This window comes from Salmonella sp. 741265116_PST (assembly GCF_046567715.1).
Lineage (GTDB): Bacteria > Pseudomonadota > Gammaproteobacteria > Enterobacterales > Enterobacteriaceae > Salmonella > Salmonella enterica.
The window spans coordinates 72408-93434 of the sequence record NZ_JBKFPH010000004.1; the positions used below are offsets into that span (position 1 = coordinate 72408).

Here is a 21027-nt window from a genome sequence, read left to right on the forward strand (position 1 = left end):
AAGGAAATAAAAATGAAAATTGCAATCGCAGGTGCAGGCGCTATGGGATGTCGTTTTGGCTATATGCTGCTGGAGGCCGGGCACGACGTGACGCTTATCGATAGCTGGCAGGAGCATGTCGATGCTATTCGTAGCAAGGGGTTGTTTGTCGAAACGGAAACGACTCAGAAGTATCACCCCATCCCTGCTATGTTGGCTGATGAATTCCAGGGGGAGTTTGAGCTGGTTATTCTGTTTACCAAAGCCATGCAGCTGGATAGCATGTTACAGCGTATCAAGCCATTACTGCCAGCCGCGAAGGTCGTGATGATTTTATCTAACGGCCTGGGAAATATCGAAACGCTGGAGAAATATGTCGATCGGCAGAAAATCTATGCGGGTGTGACGTTATGGTCCAGCGAACTGGAGGGGGCTGGGCATATTATGGCCACCGGTACCGGAACGATTGAACTGCAGCCGATTGCCAGCCAGGATTCGGCTCAAGAGGCTAAGGTCATTGCCACCCTTAATAGCGCGGGATTGAATGCTGAAATAAGCCCTGACGTATTATTATCGATCTGGAAGAAAGCAGCCTTTAATAGCGTAATGAACACCTATTGCGCGCTACTGGATTGTAATGTCGGCGGATTTGGTCAGCGGCCTGGTGCTTTAGATTTAGCGCAAGCGGTAGTTGATGAGTTTGTGTTAGTTGCTGCCAGCCAGAATATTCCGTTGACTGAGCAAATGGTGATGAATACGGTGAAGAAAGTGTTCGATCCGCGTGAGAGCGGCCACCACTATCCTTCTATGCATCAGGATTTACATAAAGGCCGACTGACTGAAATCGACTATTTAAATGGTGCGATTGCGCGAATCGGCGCTCAGAACAATATTGCCGTACCGGTTAACACACTCCTGACGCAATTGATTCACGCTAAAGAAGCGCAATAAACTTGATGGCTCTTCTGCATGAGGCGGAAGAGCCATTTTCAAACCAGTTTTTTTACCAGCGCCTCGCTATGGCGAATACGCTCCGGCGCCCGCTCTAAATCCTGTTGTACCAGCGCCATAAACAGTAAGTCGGTCAACATCATTTGCGCATGTGTCGAGGAGATAGCGGCGCTGCGCGTCGCTTGCTCTTCGGCAATCGTATACAGACAGCGGGTGGCGCGCTGCTGCAAGGCGTTGGGAGAAAAACCAGTAATGGCCAGGATTTTCGCGCCTGCGCGTAATGTTTCGTCCGCCGCCAGGTTCAGCTCGCGCCGTTCCCCGGAATAAGAGATCGCCAGCAGCAGATCCTCCGGCGCCAGCGCCTGCACCGTCGCCAGCAGGGCGTGCATATCGCGCTCAACCACCGCGTTAATGCCAATCTTCAGTAGCTTCCAGGCAAAATTTTGCGCCACCAGCCCAGAGGCGCCAATCCCGGTGATCACAATACGGCGGGCGTGGCGCAGCATCGTGACGCTTTCTAACAGCTTTTCTTCACTGTTAACGTCCAGCGTGGCGTGCATCGCCGCCACATTCTCTTTAATTAATTTTTCCCCGACCAGACGCATCGGATCGTCGCCGCGAATCTGGTTATGAACGGGAACGGAATGCGGATTAGGATTGCTGGCCAACGCTTCGCTGATAGCCAGTTTCAATGCAGGAAACCCTTTAAACCCCAGTTTTTGCGCGAATTTGACTACGCTGGATTGGCTGACGCCCGCTTCGGCCGCCAGTTGCTGCGAGCTCAGATGCCGCGCCGTATCCGGTTGCGCGAGCAGATAATCCGCCAGTTTCCTGTCGCTTTGCGCGAGATCCGGATAACGCTGGCGAATACGAATCAAACAGTTCATGGGCAGCTCCTGCGAAACGTGATGGCGACGACAAAACGAAATTTCACTCGCCTGGGGGAATATTCTATTCCATCATGTACGCTTATTATGAATTAAAAATTCCAGAGGGACAAAAATGAATCTTGGTACCTTAGTGTCTGAAACCCGTAACCCGCAAACGATGGATCTGGATGCGTTGCCTACCCCTGAATTAGTTAAGCGTTTTAATGAACAGGATACGCTGGTAGCGGAAGCAGTAAAAGCCACTCTGCCTGACGTTGCGCGTGCGGTGGATGCCGCGGCGGCGGCGCTGAAGTCTGGCGGACGTATCATCTATATGGGCGCGGGCACCAGTGGTCGGCTTGGCGTACTGGATGCCTCAGAATGCCCCCCGACGTTTGGCGTTCCGCACGGTCTGGTCGTCGGGCTGATTGCCGGTGGGCCGGGCGCGTTGCTGAAGGCGGTCGAAGGCGCGGAAGACAGCCAACAGGCAGGCGAAGACGATCTTGTCGCGCTAAATCTGCAAGAACAGGATCTGGTCGTGGGGCTCGCGGCGTCGGGTCGTACACCCTATGTGATTGGCGGCCTGCGCTATGCGCGACAGTCCGGTTGTACCACTGTTGCCGTCTCCTGTAATCCAGATTCGCCTATTGCGCGGGAGGCTAATATCGCTATTTCGCCCGTTGTCGGGCCGGAAGCGCTTACTGGCTCCACGCGGCTGAAATCCGGCACCGCACAGAAAATGGTGCTCAATATGATTTCTACCGGCGCGATGGTGAAGTTCGGCAAGGTCTATCAAAACCTGATGGTGGATATGAAAGCCACCAACGTCAAACTGGTCGATCGCGCGTGTCGGATGGTCGTTGAAGCGACCGGGATAGGTCGTGAAGAGGCGGAAACGTTGCTGAAACAGACCGATTTTGAGGTTAAGCCCGCCATTTTGATGGCGCTTACGGGGCTGGATGCTGCAGCCGCCAGGGAAAAACTCGCTGCTCATCAGGGCTTTTTAAGGGCGGCGTTAGAACACTAAAGAGGTGTGTATGGATAAGACGGCAGCGTTCGCCAGCGACATTTTACGTGGTATCGGCGGAGAGCAAAATATTCTGCGCCTGGAAAACTGTATGACGCGAGTCAGGGTGGAGGTACAGGACGACAGCCAACTGGATATTCCGCGCTTAAAAGCGTTGCCTGGCGTCAGTGGATACGTAAAGCAAGGGGAGCAACATCAGCTGATCGTTGGGCCGGGGAAGGCTGCACAGGTGGTTGATGCGATGCGCGTGCAGATTGCCGCAGGTGGTGTAAAGCCGGACGATGCTATGGCGCGTACCAAATCCGAGGCGAAAGCGAAGTATAAAGCGCCGATGAGCGATGCGTTGCGTAAGCTGGCGAATGTTTTTATACCGCTTATCCCCGCCTTTATCGCATCCGGCTTGATTACCGGCATTATCAACATTCTTAAACGTCCGGATATCGTCGGCGATATTGCTGTCCACTATCCTAACCTGCTGGGCCTGATGGGGATATTTGGTAGCGCGGTGTTCGCTATCATGAACATTCTGGTTGGCGTCAATACCGCGAAAGTCTTTGGCGGATCGCAGGCGTTAGGCGGCGTGATGGCGGGGATCCTTTCCAGCCCGCAACTGGCGCAGATTACGCTCTTTGGCGAGGCGCTTCAGCCGGGACGGGGCGGCGTCATCGCCGTCCTGCTGGTGGTAGCGTTAATGTGCTGGATTGAGCGCCAGTTCCGTAAGCTGCTGCCGGGGTCGCTGGAGTTAATTCTTAACCCTTTATTGACGACTGTTATCACCGGCGCGGTAGCGATTGTCGCTCTGCAACCGCTTGGCGGCTGGATTTCAGACGCTATCGCTCACGGCGCGTCCTGGGCAATCGTAAGCGGCGGTTTTCTGGTGGGCGCGGTGTTAGCCGGAACCTTCCTGCCGTTGGTACTGACCGGGCTGCATCAGGGGCTGGTGCCTATTCATGTGGAGCTGGTGCAAGCGCACGGCTATAACGCGTTGTTTCCCATCCTGGCGATGGCGGGCGTTGGTCAGATAGGCGCGGCCATTGCCGTACTGATGAAAACCCGCAATGCGCGACTCAAAAAAGTGATTAAAGGCGCGCTTCCGGTCGGACTGCTGGGGATTGGCGAGCCGCTGATTTTTGGCGTCACGCTGCCATTGGGTAAGCCATTTATTGGCGCTTGCCTCGGCGGCGCGGTAGGCGGGGCGTTGATCAGCTACTGGAAAGTGGCGACGGTAATTACCTTTGGTATTTCCGGTTTGCCGCTGGCATTAACAATTGTTGCCGGAAAAGTCCTGTTCTATCTGTTAGGCTATTTAATAGCGGTAATTGCCGGGTTTATTTTTACCTGGCTGCTGGGGTTCAATGATCCAGAGGAGTAAGGTTTGGTCAGCCACGAGCGTCGTGTCGTCTTTTTTGATTTGGATGGAACGTTACATCAACAGGATATGTTCGGCAGTTTTCTGCGTTATTTGCTGCGCCGTCAGCCGCTAAATGCGCTGCTCGTACTGCCGCTGTTGCCCATTATCGGTATCGGTTTACTGGTAAAAGGGCGTGCGGCCCGCTGGCCGATGAGTCTGTTGTTGTGGGGCTGTACTTTTGGCCATAGCGAAACGCGTTTGCAGGCGCATCAGGCGAATTTTGTCCGTTGGTTTCGCGCTAACGTCACGGCGTTTCCGGTTGTACAGGAGCGTCTGACCACCTATCTATTGAGCTCTGACGCGGATATCTGGCTTATTACCGGTTCTCCGCAATCATTGGTAGAGCAAGTCTATTTTGATACGCCGTGGCTGCCGCGCGTTAACCTCATCGCCAGTCAGATGGCGCGACGGTATGGCGGCTGGGTATTAACCGTGCGCTGTCTGGGCCATGAAAAAGTCGCGCAACTGGAACGTAAAATCGGTACGCCGCTGCGTCTTTATAGCGGCTACAGCGACAGCAAACAGGATAACCCGCTGCTTTATTTTTGCCAGCATCGCTGGCGGGTGACGCCGCACGGCGAGTTGCAGCAGCTCGAATAGTGAAACGCATAGCGTCTGTGTATAATGCCGCCCGCTTTCATTACCGGAGTTACCTCTTTGTCTGATGTCGAATTAGATCACGAATACTGGATGCGCCACGCGCTGACGCTGGCGAAACGCGCCTGGGACGAACGCGAGGTTCCGGTTGGCGCGGTATTGGTGCATAACCATCGCGTCATTGGCGAAGGCTGGAACCGACCCATTGGCCGCCACGATCCTACTGCGCATGCTGAAATAATGGCGCTGCGTCAGGGCGGTCTGGTATTGCAGAATTACCGGTTACTGGATACCACGCTGTATGTCACGCTGGAACCCTGTGTGATGTGCGCAGGCGCTATGGTGCATAGCCGCATTGGACGCGTTGTCTTTGGCGCGCGCGATGCAAAAACCGGCGCGGCCGGATCGTTAATTGATGTGCTGCACCATCCGGGAATGAATCACCGGGTTGACATTATTGAAGGGGTGCTGCGCGATGAATGCGCGACGCTGCTCAGTGATTTTTTCCGTATGCGTCGTCAGGAAATTAAAGCCCTGAAGAAAGCCGACCGTGCGGAAAGCGCGGGGCCGGCAGTATAGCGCAATGCCGGATAAGACGTTGCGCGTCGCCATCCGATAAGACCATCGCGCTATTTTTCTTCTTTCTTCTGCGGCGTAAACAGTAAAGACGGCGAATGCGTCAGGTAGCCTGATGACTGCGATAAAAACGACAGGAGGGGGAAGGGCGCTTTATTCAGCTCCTCCGGCGACACCGCCGGGTAATCCTGCGCCAGTTTCATGGCTTCCGCTTCCTGCTTTTCTTTTTCCTGCAAATACCCCACTAAACTTATCTGGTATTTACGGATATTTTCCACATAAGCATAAGCCTCATGTCCACGCGCGTAACCGTAGGTTAGCTTACTGTAATACGGTTTTTGGCTTAATAGCGGCAAACGCTGCTTCACATCGGTCCAGCTATCCGGATTGCCTTTGGTTTTTACCGTCAGCGATCTGGCATCGAGCATGTGCGCATAACCCATATTGTAGGCGGCTAAGGCAAACCAGATACGCTCGTCTTCCGGAACGGTTTCGGGAACTTTAGCCATCATATCTTCAAGATAGCGAGCGCCGCCGCTGATGCTTTGCTCCGCATCGGTACGGTCGGTCAGCCCCAGACTTTGGGCAGTATTTTTAGTCAGCATCATCAGGCCGCGCACGCCGGTTGGCGAGGTCGCCAGTGGGTCCCAGTGCGATTCCTGATAAGAAATCGCCGCCAGCAGGCGCCAGTCTATCTGTTTGGCATATTTTTTAAATAACGGTTCCAGCTCCGGCAGGACGTTATCCACCGCTCGCAGGAAAGAGCGGGTATCAACGTAGTCGAAATCATCGCCATGTCCCAGATATTTCTCTTCGATCCGCGCCAGAGAACCGTCTTCATTGATCGAATTGAAAAAATCGAGCAGCGCGGCGGAGAGCGTATTATCGTCGTCCAGTCGGCTAAACCAGGTCACGGGCTGTTCATCCGTGACATCCAGCGCCACGGCCAGTTCGGGATGGACGCGCTGAAACAGACTGATCGCCACTGAATCGGCAATGGTGTAATCCAGTTTGCCGCTGATGACCTCTTCCAGCAGCGTCGTCGAGCCTTTTTTATCATCCACCTTCCAGCTCAGGTCGGGAAACTTTGTCTCTTTTAAACGCTGTAAATCATTGACCACGACGTGCCCTGGCGCAATGGTAAGCTGATTCTCGTTAACGGTCGCCAGCGAACGTGGGCGATATTGTCCGACCCGGTAGACGAGCTGTTGCGAAACTGAATAATACATGGGGCCAGGCTGATAGTTTTTAACGCGTGCGCTGTCGTAGACCAGCCCAGCCGCGAGCAGGTCGGCATTGCCGTTATCCAGATCGTCAAACAACTGGCTGATATTCTGGCGCACCGTCACTTTCAGCTTCACACCGAGATAGTTGGCGAACTGCTGCGCCAGTTCATAGTCCAGACCATATTTTTTACCGTTGATAACGGAATAGGTTAATGGCGAGTCGATCGTACTGACGCGCAGTACCCCCCGGGCTTGAATCGCGGCGATATGGTTTTCGGTTTTACCGAACCAGGGGATTGAGGGCCAAAGGGCTGCTGCCAGCAGCAGCGTCAATATGCCGATGAACAGATAATTAATCTTTAATTTTTTCAATTAGTTAATTCTCTGGATCGTGCGTTGCCTCGGGCTGAAAAAGATGTTTTGCTGCAATAGATAAGTCATTAATGAGCGGCATTTTGCGTAACAATGCGCCAGTTGGCAACTTATTCGCAACGATAGCCGCACCGTATGACAAGAAAAAGCGGTGATTTTATTTCTACGCAAACGGTTTCGTCGACGCGTCAGATTCTTTATAATGACGGCCGTTTCCCCCCTTGCGCACACCGAAGCTTAGAAGACGAGAGACTTATGATGGAAATTCTGCGTGGTTCGCCTGCACTGTCTGCATTCCGTATCAATAAACTGCTGGCGCGCTTTCAGGCTGCCAACCTCCAGGTCCACAATATATACGCTGAGTATGTCCATTTTGCTGACCTGAACGCCCCGTTAAATGATAGCGAGCAGGCGCAGCTTACCCGTCTGTTGCAATACGGCCCGGCGCTTAGCAGCCATACGCCGGCGGGTAAACTCCTGTTGGTCACACCGCGTCCTGGTACCATCTCCCCCTGGTCTTCAAAAGCAACGGATATCGCCCACAACTGCGGCCTGCAACAGGTTGATCGGCTGGAGCGCGGCGTAGCGTACTATATCGAGGCTTCGACGTTGACGGCGGAACAGTGGCGACAAGTGGCCGCAGAGCTGCACGACCGTATGATGGAGACGGTGTTCTCTTCTTTAACCGATGCGGAAAAACTGTTTATCCACCATCAGCCTGCGCCGGTTTCCAGTGTCGATCTGCTGGGAGAAGGCCGTCAGGCGTTAATTGACGCCAACCTGCGTCTTGGTCTGGCGCTGGCGGAAGATGAAATCGACTATTTGCAGGAGGCGTTTACCAAACTGGGGCGCAACCCGAACGATATCGAATTGTACATGTTCGCCCAGGCGAACTCCGAGCACTGCCGCCACAAGATTTTTAACGCCGACTGGATTATCGACGGTAAACCGCAGCCGAAGTCGCTGTTTAAAATGATTAAAAACACCTTCGAAACCACGCCGGACTATGTGCTCTCTGCCTATAAAGACAATGCCGCGGTGATGGAAGGATCTGCGGTGGGGCGCTACTTCGCCGACCACAATACTGGCCGTTACGATTTTCATCAGGAGCCCGCGCACATTCTGATGAAGGTCGAAACGCATAACCACCCAACCGCCATCTCTCCGTGGCCGGGGGCGGCGACCGGTTCCGGCGGCGAAATTCGTGATGAAGGCGCCACCGGGCGTGGCGCGAAACCAAAAGCCGGGTTGGTGGGCTTCTCTGTTTCCAACCTGCGTATTCCGGGCTTTGAACAGCCGTGGGAAGAGGATTTTGGCAAGCCGGAACGTATTGTCACAGCGCTGGATATCATGACCGAAGGTCCGCTGGGCGGCGCGGCGTTTAACAACGAATTTGGTCGCCCGGCGCTGACCGGTTACTTCCGTACCTACGAAGAGAAGGTGAACAGCCACAACGGCGAAGAGCTGCGCGGCTACCATAAGCCGATCATGCTGGCGGGCGGGATCGGTAATATTCGCGCCGATCACGTGCAGAAAGGCGAGATCGTCGTGGGCGCGAAGCTGATCGTCCTTGGCGGCCCGGCGATGAATATCGGCCTCGGCGGCGGGGCGGCTTCTTCAATGGCTTCCGGCCAGTCTGATGCGGATCTCGATTTTGCCTCTGTTCAGCGCGATAACCCGGAAATGGAACGCCGCTGCCAGGAGGTGATCGACCGCTGCTGGCAGTTGGGCGACGCCAACCCAATCTTGTTTATCCATGATGTGGGCGCGGGCGGTCTCTCCAATGCGATGCCGGAGCTGGTGAGCGACGGCGGGCGCGGCGGGAAGTTCGAACTGCGCGACATTCTTAGCGACGAGCCAGGCATGAGCCCGCTGGAAATCTGGTGTAACGAATCCCAGGAGCGCTATGTGCTGGCGGTCGCGGCTGACCAGTTGCCGCTGTTCGACGAACTGTGTAAGCGCGAACGCGCGCCGTATGCGGTCATTGGCGACGCTACCGAAGAACAGCATCTCTCGTTGCATGATAACCATTTCGACAATCAGCCGATCGACCTGCCGCTGGATGTCCTGCTGGGCAAAACGCCGAAAATGACCCGCGATGTGCAAACATTGAAGGCGAAAGGCGATGTGCTGAACCGCGCGGATATCACTATTGCCGACGCGGTAAATCGTGTTCTGCATCTGCCGACCGTGGCGGAAAAAACCTTCCTTGTCACTATTGGCGACCGTACCGTCACCGGTATGGTGGCGCGTGACCAGATGGTTGGCCCGTGGCAGGTTCCGGTGGCTGACTGCGCGGTCACTACCGCCAGCCTCGACAGCTACTACGGCGAAGCGATGTCGATTGGCGAGCGCGCGCCGGTGGCGCTGCTGGACTTTGCCGCTTCCGCCCGTCTGGCCGTCGGTGAAGCGTTGACTAACATTGCCGCGACGCAGATTGGCGATATCAAGCGCATCAAGCTTTCCGCTAACTGGATGGCGGCAGCCGGTCATCCTGGCGAAGATGCCGGTTTGTATGACGCGGTTAAAGCGGTGGGAGAGGAACTCTGTCCGCAGCTTGGCCTGACGATTCCGGTGGGCAAAGATTCGATGTCGATGAAAACCCGCTGGCAGGAAGGCAACGAACAGTGCGAAATGACCTCGCCGCTGTCGCTGGTGATTTCCGCGTTTGCCCGCGTGGAAGACGTGCGTCACACCCTTACGCCGCAGCTGTCAACGGAAGATAACGCCTTGCTGCTGATCGATCTTGGCAAGGGCCACAACGCGCTGGGCGCAACGGCGCTGGCGCAGGTCTATCGTCAGCTTGGCGACAAACCCGCGGACGTGCGTGACGTCGCGCAACTGAAAGGCTTCTATGACGCCATGCAGGCGCTGGTCGCTGCGCGTAAATTACTGGCCTGGCACGACCGTTCCGACGGCGGTCTGCTGGTGACGCTGGCCGAGATGGCCTTTGCCGGCCACTGCGGCGTGCAGGTCGATATCGCTGCGCTGGGCGATGACCATCTGGCCGCACTGTTCAACGAGGAGCTGGGCGGCGTGATTCAGGTACGCGCTGAAGACAGAGACGCGGTCGAAACGCTGTTGGCGCAGTACGGCCTTGCTGACTGCGTCCACTACCTTGGTCAGGCCCTGGCTGGCGATCGCTTTGTGATTACCGCTAATGACCAGACGGTATTCAGCGAAAGCCGTACTACGCTGCGTGTCTGGTGGGCGGAAACCACCTGGCAGATGCAGCGTCTGCGCGATAATCCGCAATGTGCCGACCAGGAACACGAGGCGAAAGCGAATGATGCCGATCCGGGCCTCAACGTGAAGCTGTCGTTTGATATTAATGAAGATATCGCCGCGCCGTACATTGCGACAGGCGCACGACCGAAAGTCGCTGTACTGCGCGAGCAGGGGGTGAACTCTCACGTGGAGATGGCGGCGGCGTTCCATCGTGCGGGCTTTGACGCGATTGACGTCCATATGAGCGACCTGCTGGGCGGTCGTATCGGTCTGGGTAACTTCCACGCGCTGGTGGCTTGCGGCGGCTTTTCCTACGGCGACGTGCTGGGGGCGGGCGAAGGCTGGGCGAAATCCATTCTGTTTAACCATCGGGTGCGCGACGAATTCGAAACCTTCTTCCATCGTCCGCAGACGCTGGCGCTGGGCGTGTGCAACGGTTGCCAGATGATGTCGAATCTGCGCGAGCTGATCCCGGGCAGCGAACTGTGGCCGCGTTTTGTACGTAACCATTCTGACCGCTTCGAAGCCCGCTTTAGTCTGGTGGAAGTGACGCAAAGCCCATCGCTGCTGCTGCAAGGAATGGTAGGCTCACAGATGCCGATTGCGGTTTCCCATGGGGAAGGGCGCGTTGAGGTGCGTGACGATGCGCATCTTGCCGCGCTTGAGAGCAAAGGCCTGGTCGCCCTGCGCTACGTTGATAACTTTGGTCAGGTGACTGAAACCTATCCGGCTAACCCGAACGGTTCGCCGAATGGCATCACGGCGGTGACGACCGAAAACGGTCGGGTGACGATTATGATGCCGCATCCGGAACGCGTATTCCGCACCGTCGCCAACTCCTGGCACCCGGAAAACTGGGGCGAGGATAGCCCGTGGATGCGTATCTTCCGTAATGCGCGTAAGCAGCTTGGTTAATTAGCCCTATAGCCATTAAGCCCCTCTTCACGAGGGGCTTTTTTGTAGACGGCGCTTATCAGGCCCACGGGGAAGCGTGGTTGTAGCTACCGTCTTGAACGTCAAGCGGTAGGCCGGATAAGGCGTTTACGCCGCCATCCGGCAATAAACTAGTGCTTATGCCGCAAGATTAAAGTGTCGGGAAATCCCGACATGAGTGGGGATAGGTTGTCGCCAAAAAGAGACATTTAACCATTTGATTTAAAATGATTTTGTTTTTAGGTGTTGCAGGTGTTGCTGATTGGCGACAGAAAGGGCAAAAAACAGGCAGAGCCATTTTTAGCATGAATAACGATATTTTCCATATCTATCATTGTGTTAACAAATTCTTTTGAATGTTGGCACAATTACTGCATAATGGTAACCAGTGGCTCATTCACCTTCTTATGTCAGCCCCTTAGGGACGCGCTACATAAACTTCGAATGACGCACAACAAGGTGCCTGCCGTCCAACTTCTGATAATAGCGTAGCTTTATCAACCTCCGGGCGAAACGTCGAGTTAGGCACCGCCTTATTCCATAACAAAGCCGGGTTTAGCCCGGCTTTGTTGTATCTGGCGCTTCCCTCGGTTAGCATCTTTTTTATTCTTCTTTTATGTGAGCGACACGTTGAAGCGCTGGTCTGTTTTCCCCCGTTCTTTACGACAATTGGTCATGCTGGCCTTTTTGCTGATCCTGCTGCCGTTGCTGGTTCTGGCCTGGCAGGCGTGGCAAAGCCTTAACGCGTTAAGCGATCAGGCTGCGGTGACTAACCGCAGCACGCTTATTGACGCCCGGCGCAGCGAGGCGATGACCAACGTCGCGCTGGAGATGGAGCGAAGCTACCGACAGTATTGCGTGCTTGACGATCCGACGCTGGCAAAAGTGTATCAAAGCCAGCGTAAGCGCTATAGCGATATGCTGGACGCCCATGCCGGCGTCTTGCCGGATGATAAGTTGTATCAGGCGTTACGCCAGGATTTAAACGCGCTGGCGCAATTGCAGTGTAAAGATAGCGGCCCGGAAGCGGCAGCGGCCGCGCGTCTGGAGGCCTTTGCCAACGCGAATACGGAAATGGTGCAGGCGACGCGTACTGTGGTTTACTCGCGCGGGCAGCAGTTACAACAAGAAATCGCCGAGCGCGGACAATTTTTCGGCTGGCAGGCGCTGGTGCTATTTCTGGTGAGCCTGGCGATGGTGCTACTTTTTACCCGCATGATTATCGGGCCGGTGAAAGGAATTGAACGGATGATTAATCGCCTGGGCGAAGGCCGTTCTTTGGGGAATACCGTCACCTTTACCGGTCCGCGTGAATTACGATCGGTGGGGCAGCGCATTATTTGGCTGAGTGAGCGTCTGGCGTGGCTGGAATCCCAGCGCCATCAGTTTCTACGTCACCTGTCCCATGAGCTGAAAACTCCGCTGGCCAGTATGCGCGAGGGGACAGAGCTGCTGGCCGATCAGGTGGTTGGGCCGCTGACGCCGGAGCAAAAAGAGGTGGTCGATATTCTGGATGACAGCAGTCGTAATTTACAAAAATTGATTGAGCAATTGCTTGATTACAACCGGAAACTGGTAGACAGTGCCACAGAGCTGGAAGCGGTCGATATCGCGCCGCTTGTGGATATGGTGGTTTCCGCCCACAGTTTGCCTGCCCGCGCTAAAATGATGCATACCGATGTCGACCTGGAGGCCGAACGCTGCATAGCAGAGTCCATGTTGCTGATGAGCGTGCTGGATAATCTCTATTCCAACGCGGTGCACTATGGCGCTGAATCCGGTAACATTTGTATCCGTAGTCGTTCTCAGGGCTCCACGGTTTATATCGATGTGGTTAATAGCGGCGAGTCGATTCCGCAAACCGAAAGAGAAATGATTTTTGAGCCTTTTTTCCAGGGAAGCCACCAGCGAAAAGGGGCGGTAAAAGGCAGTGGGTTAGGGCTGAGTATCGCCAGAGATTGTATTCGTCGAATGCAGGGAGAGATCCAACTGGTGGATGACAAAGCGCAGGAAGTCTGTTTTCGCATCTCGCTGCCGCTGCCTGCATCTGACAAACACTAATATGAATTTAAGCCTGGTGCGTATGTCACACGTTTTAGTCCAAACTATTAAACGATGCCTTTTGCGGTGGGGAATACCGGTGGGCATATCGTGTCTGGCGCTGACCGCATGTGTTCCCCATGCTTCACAGCAACTGCCCGGTAGCGCAGCGCAGGACACGCTCCCCCATTATCAACTGGCGGATTATCTCCCGACGGCGTGCGCGGATATCTGGTCGCTACGCGGGCAGGCGGTGGAGACGAATCCGCTGTACTGGCTACGCACGATTGACTGCGCCGATCGTCTGATGCCGGTTCAGTCGCGCGCAGAGGCGCGCGCGTTGACGGATGATAACTGGCAGAATGCCTTCAGGCGCGGGATCTTACTGGCGGATGCAAAAATTACGCCGCCGGAGCGGCGCGCCATAGTGACCCGTCTGGAGGCGTTAAGCGGGCAAATACCGGCTCAGGTACGGCCCGTCTACCAAATCTGGCATGACGGTCAGGCGCTGCAATTAGCGCTTTCTGCCGAACGTCAGCGTTATAGCAAACTCCAGCAAACGTCAGATAGTGAGCTGGATGCGCTGCGCCAGCAGCAACAGGCCTTGCAAACGCAGCTCGATCTTACCACCCGTAAGCTGGAGAGTTTAACCGATATTGAGCGCCAGCTTTCGACACGAAAACCGGCAGGGAATTACAACGCCGATACGCCGCATACCAATGACAAACCCGCGACGTCTGAAGATGGCGCGGCGCCGTCGCCGTCACAAGATGAGGTAACGCCATGATAAGCCGTAAACCGGCGCACCTGTTGCTGGTCGATGACGATCCCGGATTACTGAAATTGCTCGGTATGCGCCTTACCAGTGAAGGATACAGTGTCGTGACCGCAGAGAGCGGTCAGGAAGGACTGCGGGTACTGCATCGGGAAAAAGTGGATCTGGTAATAAGCGACCTGCGCATGGATGAAATGGATGGTATGCAACTGTTCACAGAAATTCAGAAAGTACAGCCGGGAATGCCGGTTATCATTCTGACGGCGCATGGTTCCATTCCGGATGCGGTGGCCGCTACCCAGAAGGGCGTATTCAGCTTTTTGACGAAGCCTCTCGACAGAGACGCGTTATATAAAGCGATAGATGAAGCGCTGGAGCAGTCCGCTCCCGCGACGGACGATAGCTGGCGCAACGCTATCGTTACCCGTAGCCCGCTGATGCTGCGACTGCTTGAACAGGCGCGCATGGTCGCGCAGTCGGATGTCAGCGTATTGATTAACGGACAAAGCGGCACCGGGAAAGAGATTTTCGCACAGGCGATTCATAATGCCAGCCCGCGCAATAACAAGCCGTTTGTCGCCATCAACTGCGGCGCGTTGCCGGAACAGTTGCTGGAGTCCGAATTATTCGGTCATGCGCGCGGCGCCTTTACCGGCGCAGTGAGCAATCGTGAAGGGTTGTTCCAGGCGGCGGAAGGCGGCACGCTATTTTTGGATGAAATTGGCGATATGCCCGCGCCGTTACAGGTGAAGCTGCTGCGGGTGTTACAAGAGCGCAAAGTCAGGCCGTTGGGCAGCAATCGCGATATTGATATCGACGTGCGAATTATTTCCGCGACGCACCGCGATCTGCCGAAGGCGATGGCGCGGGGCGAATTTCGTGAAGATTTGTACTACCGGCTGAATGTCGTGAGCCTGAAAATTCCGGCGCTGGCGGAGCGTACCGAGGATATTCCGCTGTTGGCTAATCATCTGCTCAGACAGTCGGCACAGCGGCATAAACCGTTTGTTCGCGCCTTTTCTACTGATGCAATGAAACGGCTGATGACGGCAAGCTGGCCGGGCAACGTGCGCCAACTGGTCAACGTCATTGAACAATGTGTGGCGTTAACCTCTTCGCCGGTGATCAGCGATGCGTTGGTCGAGCAGGCGCTGGAAGGCGAAAACACCGCGCTGCCCACCTTTGCCGAAGCGCGAAACCAATTTGAACTGAACTATCTGCGCAAGTTACTGCAAATTACCAAAGGTAACGTGACGCACGCGGCAAGGATGGCGGGGCGCAACCGCACGGAATTCTATAAACTACTCTCCCGTCACGAACTGGATGCGAATGATTTCAAAGAGTAGTTTTCATGCCGTAAAGTAGCGCGAAATATGTTACGTTTAACCGATCAAAACACAGGCGACCTTTTCAAGGAATAGCATGAAAAAGATTGATGCGATTATTAAACCCTTCAAGCTGGACGATGTCCGTGAAGCGCTGGCCGAGGTGGGTATTACCGGCATGACGGTCACTGAAGTCAAAGGCTTTGGCCGTCAAAAAGGCCACACCGAGCTGTATCGCGGCGCGGAATATATGGTGGATTTTCTGCCGAAGGTAAAAATTGAAATCGTTGTGCCTGACGACATCGTGGATACCTGTGTTGACACCATCATTCGTACCGCGCAGACGGGGAAAATCGGCGACGGTAAGATCTTTGTCTTTGATGTCGCCCGCGTTATTCGTATCCGTACTGGCGAAGAAGACGACGCGGCTATCTGATGTGCCGATTCGCTGCCCGTCTCCTCCTTGTGGGCAGCGAACCACCGTTTAATCGCCCTGCGGTAGCGCCGACGTAGTCCGGGTGCAAATCCATCTCAGGCCGACAATGGCGACGATCAGCGCCACGCAACTTAGCGTCCACTCGCCCATTTGCGAGAAAAAGTGTCCGTAGGCGGCTACCGCCGTATCACTAATTTGCGATTCCGTGGTTTGTTGCGCGACGACGCCAGCCAGCCAGTTAGCGACCGCGCCGGTCGCCAGCATATAAATACCGGTCAGTACGCCGGTGACGCCAGGCAGGTTGAGGCGGGTAATTTGCGCCATCGCGACCGGATCAATAAACAGCTCCGCAAAGCCCATCAGCGCCAGCCCTGCGATCATCATTCCCATTGATGCCTGCCCGTCTAACCGGGCCTGATGCGCGTTTAGCGCCAGCAGCATAAAACCGCCGCCCATTAATACCAGCCCCACGGCAAATTTAAGCCAGACGCGCAGCACCGAGCGGGCGCGCTCTTTCGGGCTGCTCAGCCACGCCAGCACCACGCCCGCCGCCATCACCGCAATCGCATTGACCGACTGGAACAATGCGGTGGGGACGGTCATGTTTAGCCAGTGGCGGTTGACAAAACGGTCGATGAATAAACTGATCGAACTTCCGCCCTGCTGCGCCAGAACCCAGAAGAGAGTGCCGGTGATCATTAACAGAACGATTTGCCACAAGGCGCGACGGTGTTCGGGAAATTTAACCATAATACGGGCGATGAGTTGCGCCGCGAAGACGCAGACAATGGCCAGCACATAGCCAGACCAGTTATTTTCCAGCAGGAGAGTGAAGAATACCGGCGCGATACACAGCATTAATACCAGCCAACCCCAGGTTGGAAGGGTGAATTTAACCGCCCGCAGCGCGGGGCGATTAACACCGCGCGTCTGCTGAAAGTGGCGATGACCGCTTAAAAAGATGAGCAGGCCGATGAACATTCCCACGCCCGCCAGCGCAAAGCCGACATGCCAGCCATACCACTGCGCCGCCAGACCACAGGCGATCGGCGCGGCTATCGATCCTATATTTCCGGCGGCGTAGAGCAGCGAGAATCCCCCGTCGCGGCGGTTGTCATCAGGGGCGTAAAGTTCGCCCAGCAGACAGCTAATATTGGATTTAAACAAGCCGTAGCCGCAGATAATAATGGCCAGCGCCGCATATAAACTCAGCGTTGAATCAGATTCTAAGCCCAATACCACATGACCCAGCGTCATCAATAAGGCGCCGGTGATAACCGCCACGCGGTTGCCAAGCAGGCGGTCGGCAAGCCAGCCGCCAAGAATAGGGGTAACGTAAACTAAAGAGGCGTAGGCGCTGAAGAGGTTGATCGCGTGGCTGTCATTAAAACCAAGCTGGTGGGTAAGATAAAGGATGAGTAAGGCACGCATGCCGTAAAAGCTGAAGTATTCCCAAATTTGAATCGCCACGATGTAAAAAATCGCGCGCGGTTGTGAGGGTGTTTTCATAACGTCTCCTTGCTGCGTGAAAAAAGGGAAGTGGCTTGCCACTTCCCTTTGGTACTTATTTCGTATTTTCTTTCAGCACCTTAACGGTGTAACGTCCGTCTGCCTGACGATAGGCGCCGTGGATATCGGTTTCGAAGCCCGGATAGTGAGCGCCGATTTCGCACAGCATTTGCAGGAATTCCAGTACCGGACGGCTTTCCTCGGTGATCATTTCACCAGGCATCACCAGCGGCACTCCCGGAGGGTAAGGAAGGATCATGTTGGCGTTGACGCGTCCAACCATCTCTTCAAGATACACCTCTTCCGTTTCGCCATGCAGCTCTTTCTGGAACGCAGTATACGGCGTCATCACCATTTTTGGCAGCACTTCAAACGCACGGTACATTAAGTCCGGCAGATTATGATGTTCGACCAGTTTATGAATATTCTGCGCCAGTTCCTGGATGCGCATATTTTCATAAAACTCAGGCGCTTCGCGGTACAGTGCCGGCAGAATGTTTTTGACGCGCAGGTTCAGGTCAAAGGCGCGTTTAAATTCAGTGAGCGCGCGCAGCAGGCTCAGAGCTTTGGTTTTGTCGATACCAATGCTGAACAGGAACAGCAGATTGTATGGACCGGTTTTTTCTACGATGATGCCGCGTTCATCGAGATATTTGGCGACCAGACTTGCCGGAATACCGAATTCATCCATCGTACCGTCTTTCTTCATCCCCGGCGTCAGGATAGTGACTTTGATCGGGTCGAGGTACATGTGTTCGTTATCGATATTTTTGAAGCCATGCCATGCGCTATCTGAACGCAGCGGCCAGCACTCAGCCCCATCGATATGTTCCGGCTGCCATACGTCAAAGAACCAGCCGTCGGATTCGCTTTTCAGGCGTTTAATTTCTTTACGGAATTTAATCGCACGTTCAATAGAGCCGTTAATCAGGCGTTTACCTGCATTACCTTTCATCATCGCCGCTGCGGTTTCAGTAGACGCTACGATACCGTAGTGCGGAGAAGTGGTGGTATGCATCATGTAGGCTTCGTTAAAGGTTTCTTCGTTAATGTCGCCTTTAACATGAATCATGGATGCCTGTGAAAACGCCGCCAGCAGTTTATGCGTGGACTGGGTTTCATAAATGATTTTGCCTTCTACACGGTCGCCGCTCATACCGCATTTACCCTGATAAATAGGGGAGAAATTGGTATAAGGCACCCAGGCGGAGTCAAAATGAATGGACTTCACATCCAGAGTTTTCTTGATGTAGTCAGTGTTATACAACAAACCGTCATAGGTTGAGTTAGTAATAACAGCATGGACCGGCCAGGTTGCGTTAGGCGTCTCTTTTACCCGTTTAGCGATAGTGGCGTGCTGGAACTCGCTTTGCGGAATACCGCCAAGAATACCGTAGGCGTTACGGGTTGGGCGGAAATAAATCGGCGTAATGTCGCTCATCATCATCAGATGGGTCAGCGATTTATGGCAGTTACGGTCAATCAGTACCGTGCTGCCTGCCGGCGCGGAGTACATACCGACGATTTTGTTCGCCGTAGAGGTGCCGTTCGTCACCATGTAGCTACGTTCGGCGTTAAAGACGCGGGCGATATACTCTTCTGCTTCTTTATGCGGGCCGGAGTGGTCCAGCAGCGAACCCAGTTCGGAAACGGAAATCGAAATATCGGATTTCATCGTGTTCGGGCCGAAGAAATCATAAAAGATGCTGCCGACGGGGCTTTTCTGGAAAGCGGTCCCGCCCATGTGGCCAGGCGTACAGAAAGTATATTTCCCTTCGCGCACATATTTGAACAGTGCTTTTGTCAGCGGCGGCAGAATATTGTCGATGTATTCATCGGTATTCTGGCGAATTTTCGCCGCGATATCGGCTGCGGCGCCTAAAGCATATTCAAAGAAGCGAACCTGCATTCTCAGATCGTTGAGGCTGACGTCCAGCGTAGAGTAGCTGTTGGCGAAGGCGTACAGCGGCATATACTCGTTCAGCTTGCTAATCTCTTCGCAAAGCTCAAGGTTATATTTATCCCAGTCGAAAATGACGCCGCAAAGGCGGGAGTTATTTTCAATCAGCTTCAGCAGGTCTTCTCGGTCGTTTGGATAGACGATACGGAAATTTAAACCTTCCAGTGCACGATGCAGTTCACGAATAGGCTCTTCTTTAAAGTAGACGCCCATGTGGTTCATGATAGCAATAACGTTCATAGTCTTGTTCCTGGTAAAGTGGGCCCCTCCCGCTACGCTATAGCAGGTGACGAAAGGGGCTTTGAGAAAAAGGAGTTAGCGGTTAAAGCGCTTCAGCCGTATTGTTGTCGCTGTCGTTGTTCTGGCGCTGGTGCATTTTGCGACCGTAGAACATCAGGATGATCAGACTGACGATAAAGGTGCCGGAGAGTTCGAAGGAGCTGGCGCCCATCAGTGCGATGAAGCAAAATGCGCAGCCCAGTACAGAACAAATCAGGCTTACCGAGTTACGGATGTTGAACCCTTCGAAGCGAATCAGGTCAACACAGGAGTAGAAGTACGGCAGCATGGTAAGCAGTACGGCAATCCCGGTCAGTTCGCCGAACAGGTCGGACGCTTTACCGCCGCTGGAGTTCATAATGGTGATCAGAATCATCAGCGCCGTCATTTTCACCGCAGCCAACAGCAGACCTTTTTTCGGAATACCGTTTTTATCCATTTCACCGTAAATTTTCGGGAAGTTGCCGTCGTTGGCGGCGCGAACCCCAGCCTGACCGACCAGCATCATCCAGGAGCCCAGAGACGTCAGGCAGGCGAAAGCGGTAAAGGCGGAAACCAGCGGCGCAGCCCAGCCACCCAGAATCGTGGAGGTACTGATAGCGAACGGCGCGCCGGAAGAGGCCATAACGGAAGCTGGGAACATCCCGGCGATAACCTGAGTCGCAGCGATGTAGATGATGCCTGCCAGCGCGGTACCCAGCATGGTTGCCAGCGGTACGGTGCGTTTCGGGTTTTTCACCATGCCGGTGCTGACGGCGGCAGACTCAACGCCAACGAACGCCCACAGGCAGAGCAGAATACTTTTAACAATGGCGTGAGAGTCGGTTGTCGTGGACGTGTTCCAGTTCGCGTGATAGGTCGCGATATCGAACCAATGCCAGCCGGCGACTGCGGTCAAGACTACCGGGATCAGCACCAGGAATAGGCCAATCGTTGTCAAGCGGCTGACCCAGGCCCCGCCCAGCATATTAATAAAGGTGAACAGCCAGACGATAGCAATACAGGCAATACCTGCCGGTATTGGATTATTTAATGCCGGGAAGAACGTAGAAAGATAAGAAACAGCGGTAATACCGATGGCTAAGTTACCAATCCAGTTTGCGTGATAATAAAGAACGCCGGTCTGGAAACCAAACGCCGGAGATATTTCTCCAGCATAAGCGATAGGGCCACCCTGTTGAGGGTTTTTGGTTGCCAGCCTCGCATAAACATAAGCCAGCGACATTGCCCCAATAATAGAAATTACCCAGCCCCAGATGGCAATGCCACCAATACTGGCAAGGTTGGCGGGTAATAATGCAATCCCGCTCCCCATCATATTACCGGCAACGACGCCAGTACAGGCAAATAGCCCGATCTTTTTGACAGAACTCATGTTCATTTCTCCTGAGCTGTATTTTTAAGAACCGGGCTTATGCTTCATATATGCTGCGTGCCCGTTCAACTGTCGACAAGATTAACGAATGGGTTGAGATAAGTCCTAAAGAAAAAGTGAAATAAACACAAACATGAAAAAACTGATAGATTGATTTTT

16 protein-coding genes are annotated in these 21027 nt (G+C 54.3%); 10 read left to right on the forward strand and 6 right to left on the reverse strand.

Going from position 1 to position 21027, the window contains the following annotated elements:
* The first annotated feature begins 12 nt into the window (after nucleotides 1–12).
* A complete protein-coding gene (locus ACLD11_RS04405; RefSeq protein ID WP_411014589.1) occupies nucleotides 13–930 on the forward strand; it encodes an oxidoreductase in 918 nt (305 codons plus the stop codon).
* A 38-nt stretch (nucleotides 931–968) separates the two neighbouring features.
* Here ACLD11_RS04405 and ACLD11_RS04410 read toward each other — a convergent pair whose 3' ends face one another.
* Nucleotides 969–1817, reverse strand: coding sequence for a MurR/RpiR family transcriptional regulator (locus ACLD11_RS04410; protein WP_000995694.1), 849 nt, complete (start codon nucleotides 1815–1817; stop codon nucleotides 969–971).
* A gap of 115 nt (nucleotides 1818–1932) precedes the next feature.
* Here ACLD11_RS04410 and murQ point away from each other — a divergent pair, with 115 nt between their 5' ends.
* From murQ to tadA, 4 genes are read left to right on the forward strand one after another with little or no spacing between them, the layout of a single operon-like run.
* Nucleotides 1933–2826: an N-acetylmuramic acid 6-phosphate etherase gene (gene murQ / locus ACLD11_RS04415; RefSeq protein WP_001048531.1), complete on the forward strand. Its 894-nt coding sequence runs from the start codon at nucleotides 1933–1935 to the stop codon at nucleotides 2824–2826.
* A 10-nt stretch (nucleotides 2827–2836) separates the two neighbouring features.
* Nucleotides 2837–4198, forward strand: a complete 1362-nt coding sequence (locus tag ACLD11_RS04420; RefSeq protein WP_411014590.1) for a PTS transporter subunit EIIC — start codon at nucleotides 2837–2839, stop codon at nucleotides 4196–4198.
* Between the two features lie 3 nt (nucleotides 4199–4201).
* Nucleotides 4202–4837, forward strand: coding sequence for a phosphatidylglycerophosphatase C (gene yfhb, locus ACLD11_RS04425; protein WP_411014591.1), 636 nt, complete (start codon nucleotides 4202–4204; stop codon nucleotides 4835–4837).
* Nucleotides 4838–4861: 24 nt separating this feature from the next.
* Nucleotides 4862–5413 carry a tRNA adenosine(34) deaminase TadA gene (gene tadA / locus ACLD11_RS04430; RefSeq protein WP_001619519.1) on the forward strand — a complete coding sequence of 184 codons (552 nt, stop codon included), beginning with the start codon at nucleotides 4862–4864 and terminating at the stop codon, nucleotides 5411–5413.
* A 50-nt stretch (nucleotides 5414–5463) separates the two neighbouring features.
* Here the strand turns inward: tadA and mltF are convergent, their stop codons facing one another.
* Both mltF and ACLD11_RS04440 read right to left on the reverse strand, forming a co-directional pair.
* Nucleotides 5464–7008, reverse strand: coding sequence for a membrane-bound lytic murein transglycosylase MltF (gene mltF / locus ACLD11_RS04435; RefSeq protein WP_000734250.1), 1545 nt, complete (start codon nucleotides 7006–7008; stop codon nucleotides 5464–5466).
* A complete protein-coding gene (locus ACLD11_RS04440) occupies nucleotides 7009–7239 on the reverse strand; it encodes a hypothetical protein (protein ID WP_001667158.1) in 231 nt (76 codons plus the stop codon).
* Nucleotides 7240–7263: 24 nt separating this feature from the next.
* Between ACLD11_RS04440 and purL the strand changes: the two genes are divergently transcribed.
* The 5 genes from purL to glnB all read left to right on the forward strand — a co-directional run bounded on the left by purL (nucleotide 7264) and on the right by glnB (nucleotide 15745).
* On the forward strand, nucleotides 7264–11151 hold the full coding sequence (gene purL, locus ACLD11_RS04445) for a phosphoribosylformylglycinamidine synthase (RefSeq protein ID WP_411014592.1): 3888 nt from the start codon (nucleotides 7264–7266) through the stop codon (nucleotides 11149–11151).
* Between the two features lie 648 nt (nucleotides 11152–11799).
* Nucleotides 11800–13230, forward strand: coding sequence for a two component system sensor histidine kinase QseE/GlrK (gene qseE / locus ACLD11_RS04450; RefSeq protein WP_411014593.1), 1431 nt, complete (start codon nucleotides 11800–11802; stop codon nucleotides 13228–13230).
* Between the two features lies 1 nt (nucleotide 13231).
* Nucleotides 13232–13996, forward strand: coding sequence for a two-component system QseEF-associated lipoprotein QseG (gene qseG / locus ACLD11_RS04455; RefSeq protein WP_411014594.1), 765 nt, complete (start codon nucleotides 13232–13234; stop codon nucleotides 13994–13996).
* On the forward strand, nucleotides 13996–15330 hold the full coding sequence (glrR, locus tag ACLD11_RS04460) for a two-component system response regulator QseF/GlrR (RefSeq protein ID WP_411014625.1): 1335 nt from the start codon (nucleotides 13996–13998) through the stop codon (nucleotides 15328–15330). The genes qseG and glrR overlap by 1 nt, the downstream gene beginning before the upstream one ends.
* 76 nt (nucleotides 15331–15406) lie before the next feature.
* A complete protein-coding gene (gene glnB / locus ACLD11_RS04465; RefSeq protein ID WP_000717694.1) occupies nucleotides 15407–15745 on the forward strand; it encodes a nitrogen regulatory protein P-II in 339 nt (112 codons plus the stop codon).
* Nucleotides 15746–15793: 48 nt separating this feature from the next.
* Here the strand turns inward: glnB and dtpD are convergent, their stop codons facing one another.
* The 3 genes from dtpD to cadB form a co-directional block, all read right to left on the reverse strand.
* Nucleotides 15794–17254, reverse strand: a complete 1461-nt coding sequence (dtpD, locus tag ACLD11_RS04470; RefSeq protein ID WP_411014595.1) for a dipeptide permease DtpD — start codon at nucleotides 17252–17254, stop codon at nucleotides 15794–15796.
* 55 nt (nucleotides 17255–17309) lie between these two features.
* The gene (gene cadA / locus ACLD11_RS04475; RefSeq protein WP_001100652.1) at nucleotides 17310–19454 is read right to left on the reverse strand and encodes a lysine decarboxylase CadA; all 2145 of its coding nucleotides are present in this window, start codon (nucleotides 19452–19454) and stop codon (nucleotides 17310–17312) included.
* A gap of 82 nt (nucleotides 19455–19536) precedes the next feature.
* Nucleotides 19537–20868 (reverse strand): cadaverine/lysine antiporter, encoded by a 1332-nt coding sequence (cadB, locus tag ACLD11_RS04480; RefSeq protein ID WP_000100008.1) that lies wholly within the window; start codon nucleotides 20866–20868, stop codon nucleotides 19537–19539.
* Nucleotides 20869–21027: the final 159 nt, after the last annotated feature.

Coding starts and splice junctions, on each gene's coding strand:
- ACLD11_RS04410 (WP_000995694.1), bottom strand. CDS start 1,817: ATGAACTGTTTGATTCGTATTCGCCAGCGTTATCCGGATCTCGCGCAA.
- tadA (WP_001619519.1), top strand. CDS start 4,862: ATGCCGCCCGCTTTCATTACCGGAGTTACCTCTTTGTCTGATGTCGAA.
- cadA (WP_001100652.1), bottom strand. CDS start 19,454: ATGAACGTTATTGCTATCATGAACCACATGGGCGTCTACTTTAAAGAA.
- murQ (WP_001048531.1), top strand. CDS start 1,933: ATGAATCTTGGTACCTTAGTGTCTGAAACCCGTAACCCGCAAACGATG.
- ACLD11_RS04405 (WP_411014589.1), top strand. CDS start 13: ATGAAAATTGCAATCGCAGGTGCAGGCGCTATGGGATGTCGTTTTGGC.
- ACLD11_RS04420 (WP_411014590.1), top strand. CDS start 2,837: ATGGATAAGACGGCAGCGTTCGCCAGCGACATTTTACGTGGTATCGGC.
- purL (WP_411014592.1), top strand. CDS start 7,264: ATGATGGAAATTCTGCGTGGTTCGCCTGCACTGTCTGCATTCCGTATC.
- cadB (WP_000100008.1), bottom strand. CDS start 20,868: ATGAGTTCTGTCAAAAAGATCGGGCTATTTGCCTGTACTGGCGTCGTT.
- glnB (WP_000717694.1), top strand. CDS start 15,407: ATGAAAAAGATTGATGCGATTATTAAACCCTTCAAGCTGGACGATGTC.
- dtpD (WP_411014595.1), bottom strand. CDS start 17,254: ATGAAAACACCCTCACAACCGCGCGCGATTTTTTACATCGTGGCGATT.
- qseG (WP_411014594.1), top strand. CDS start 13,232: ATGAATTTAAGCCTGGTGCGTATGTCACACGTTTTAGTCCAAACTATT.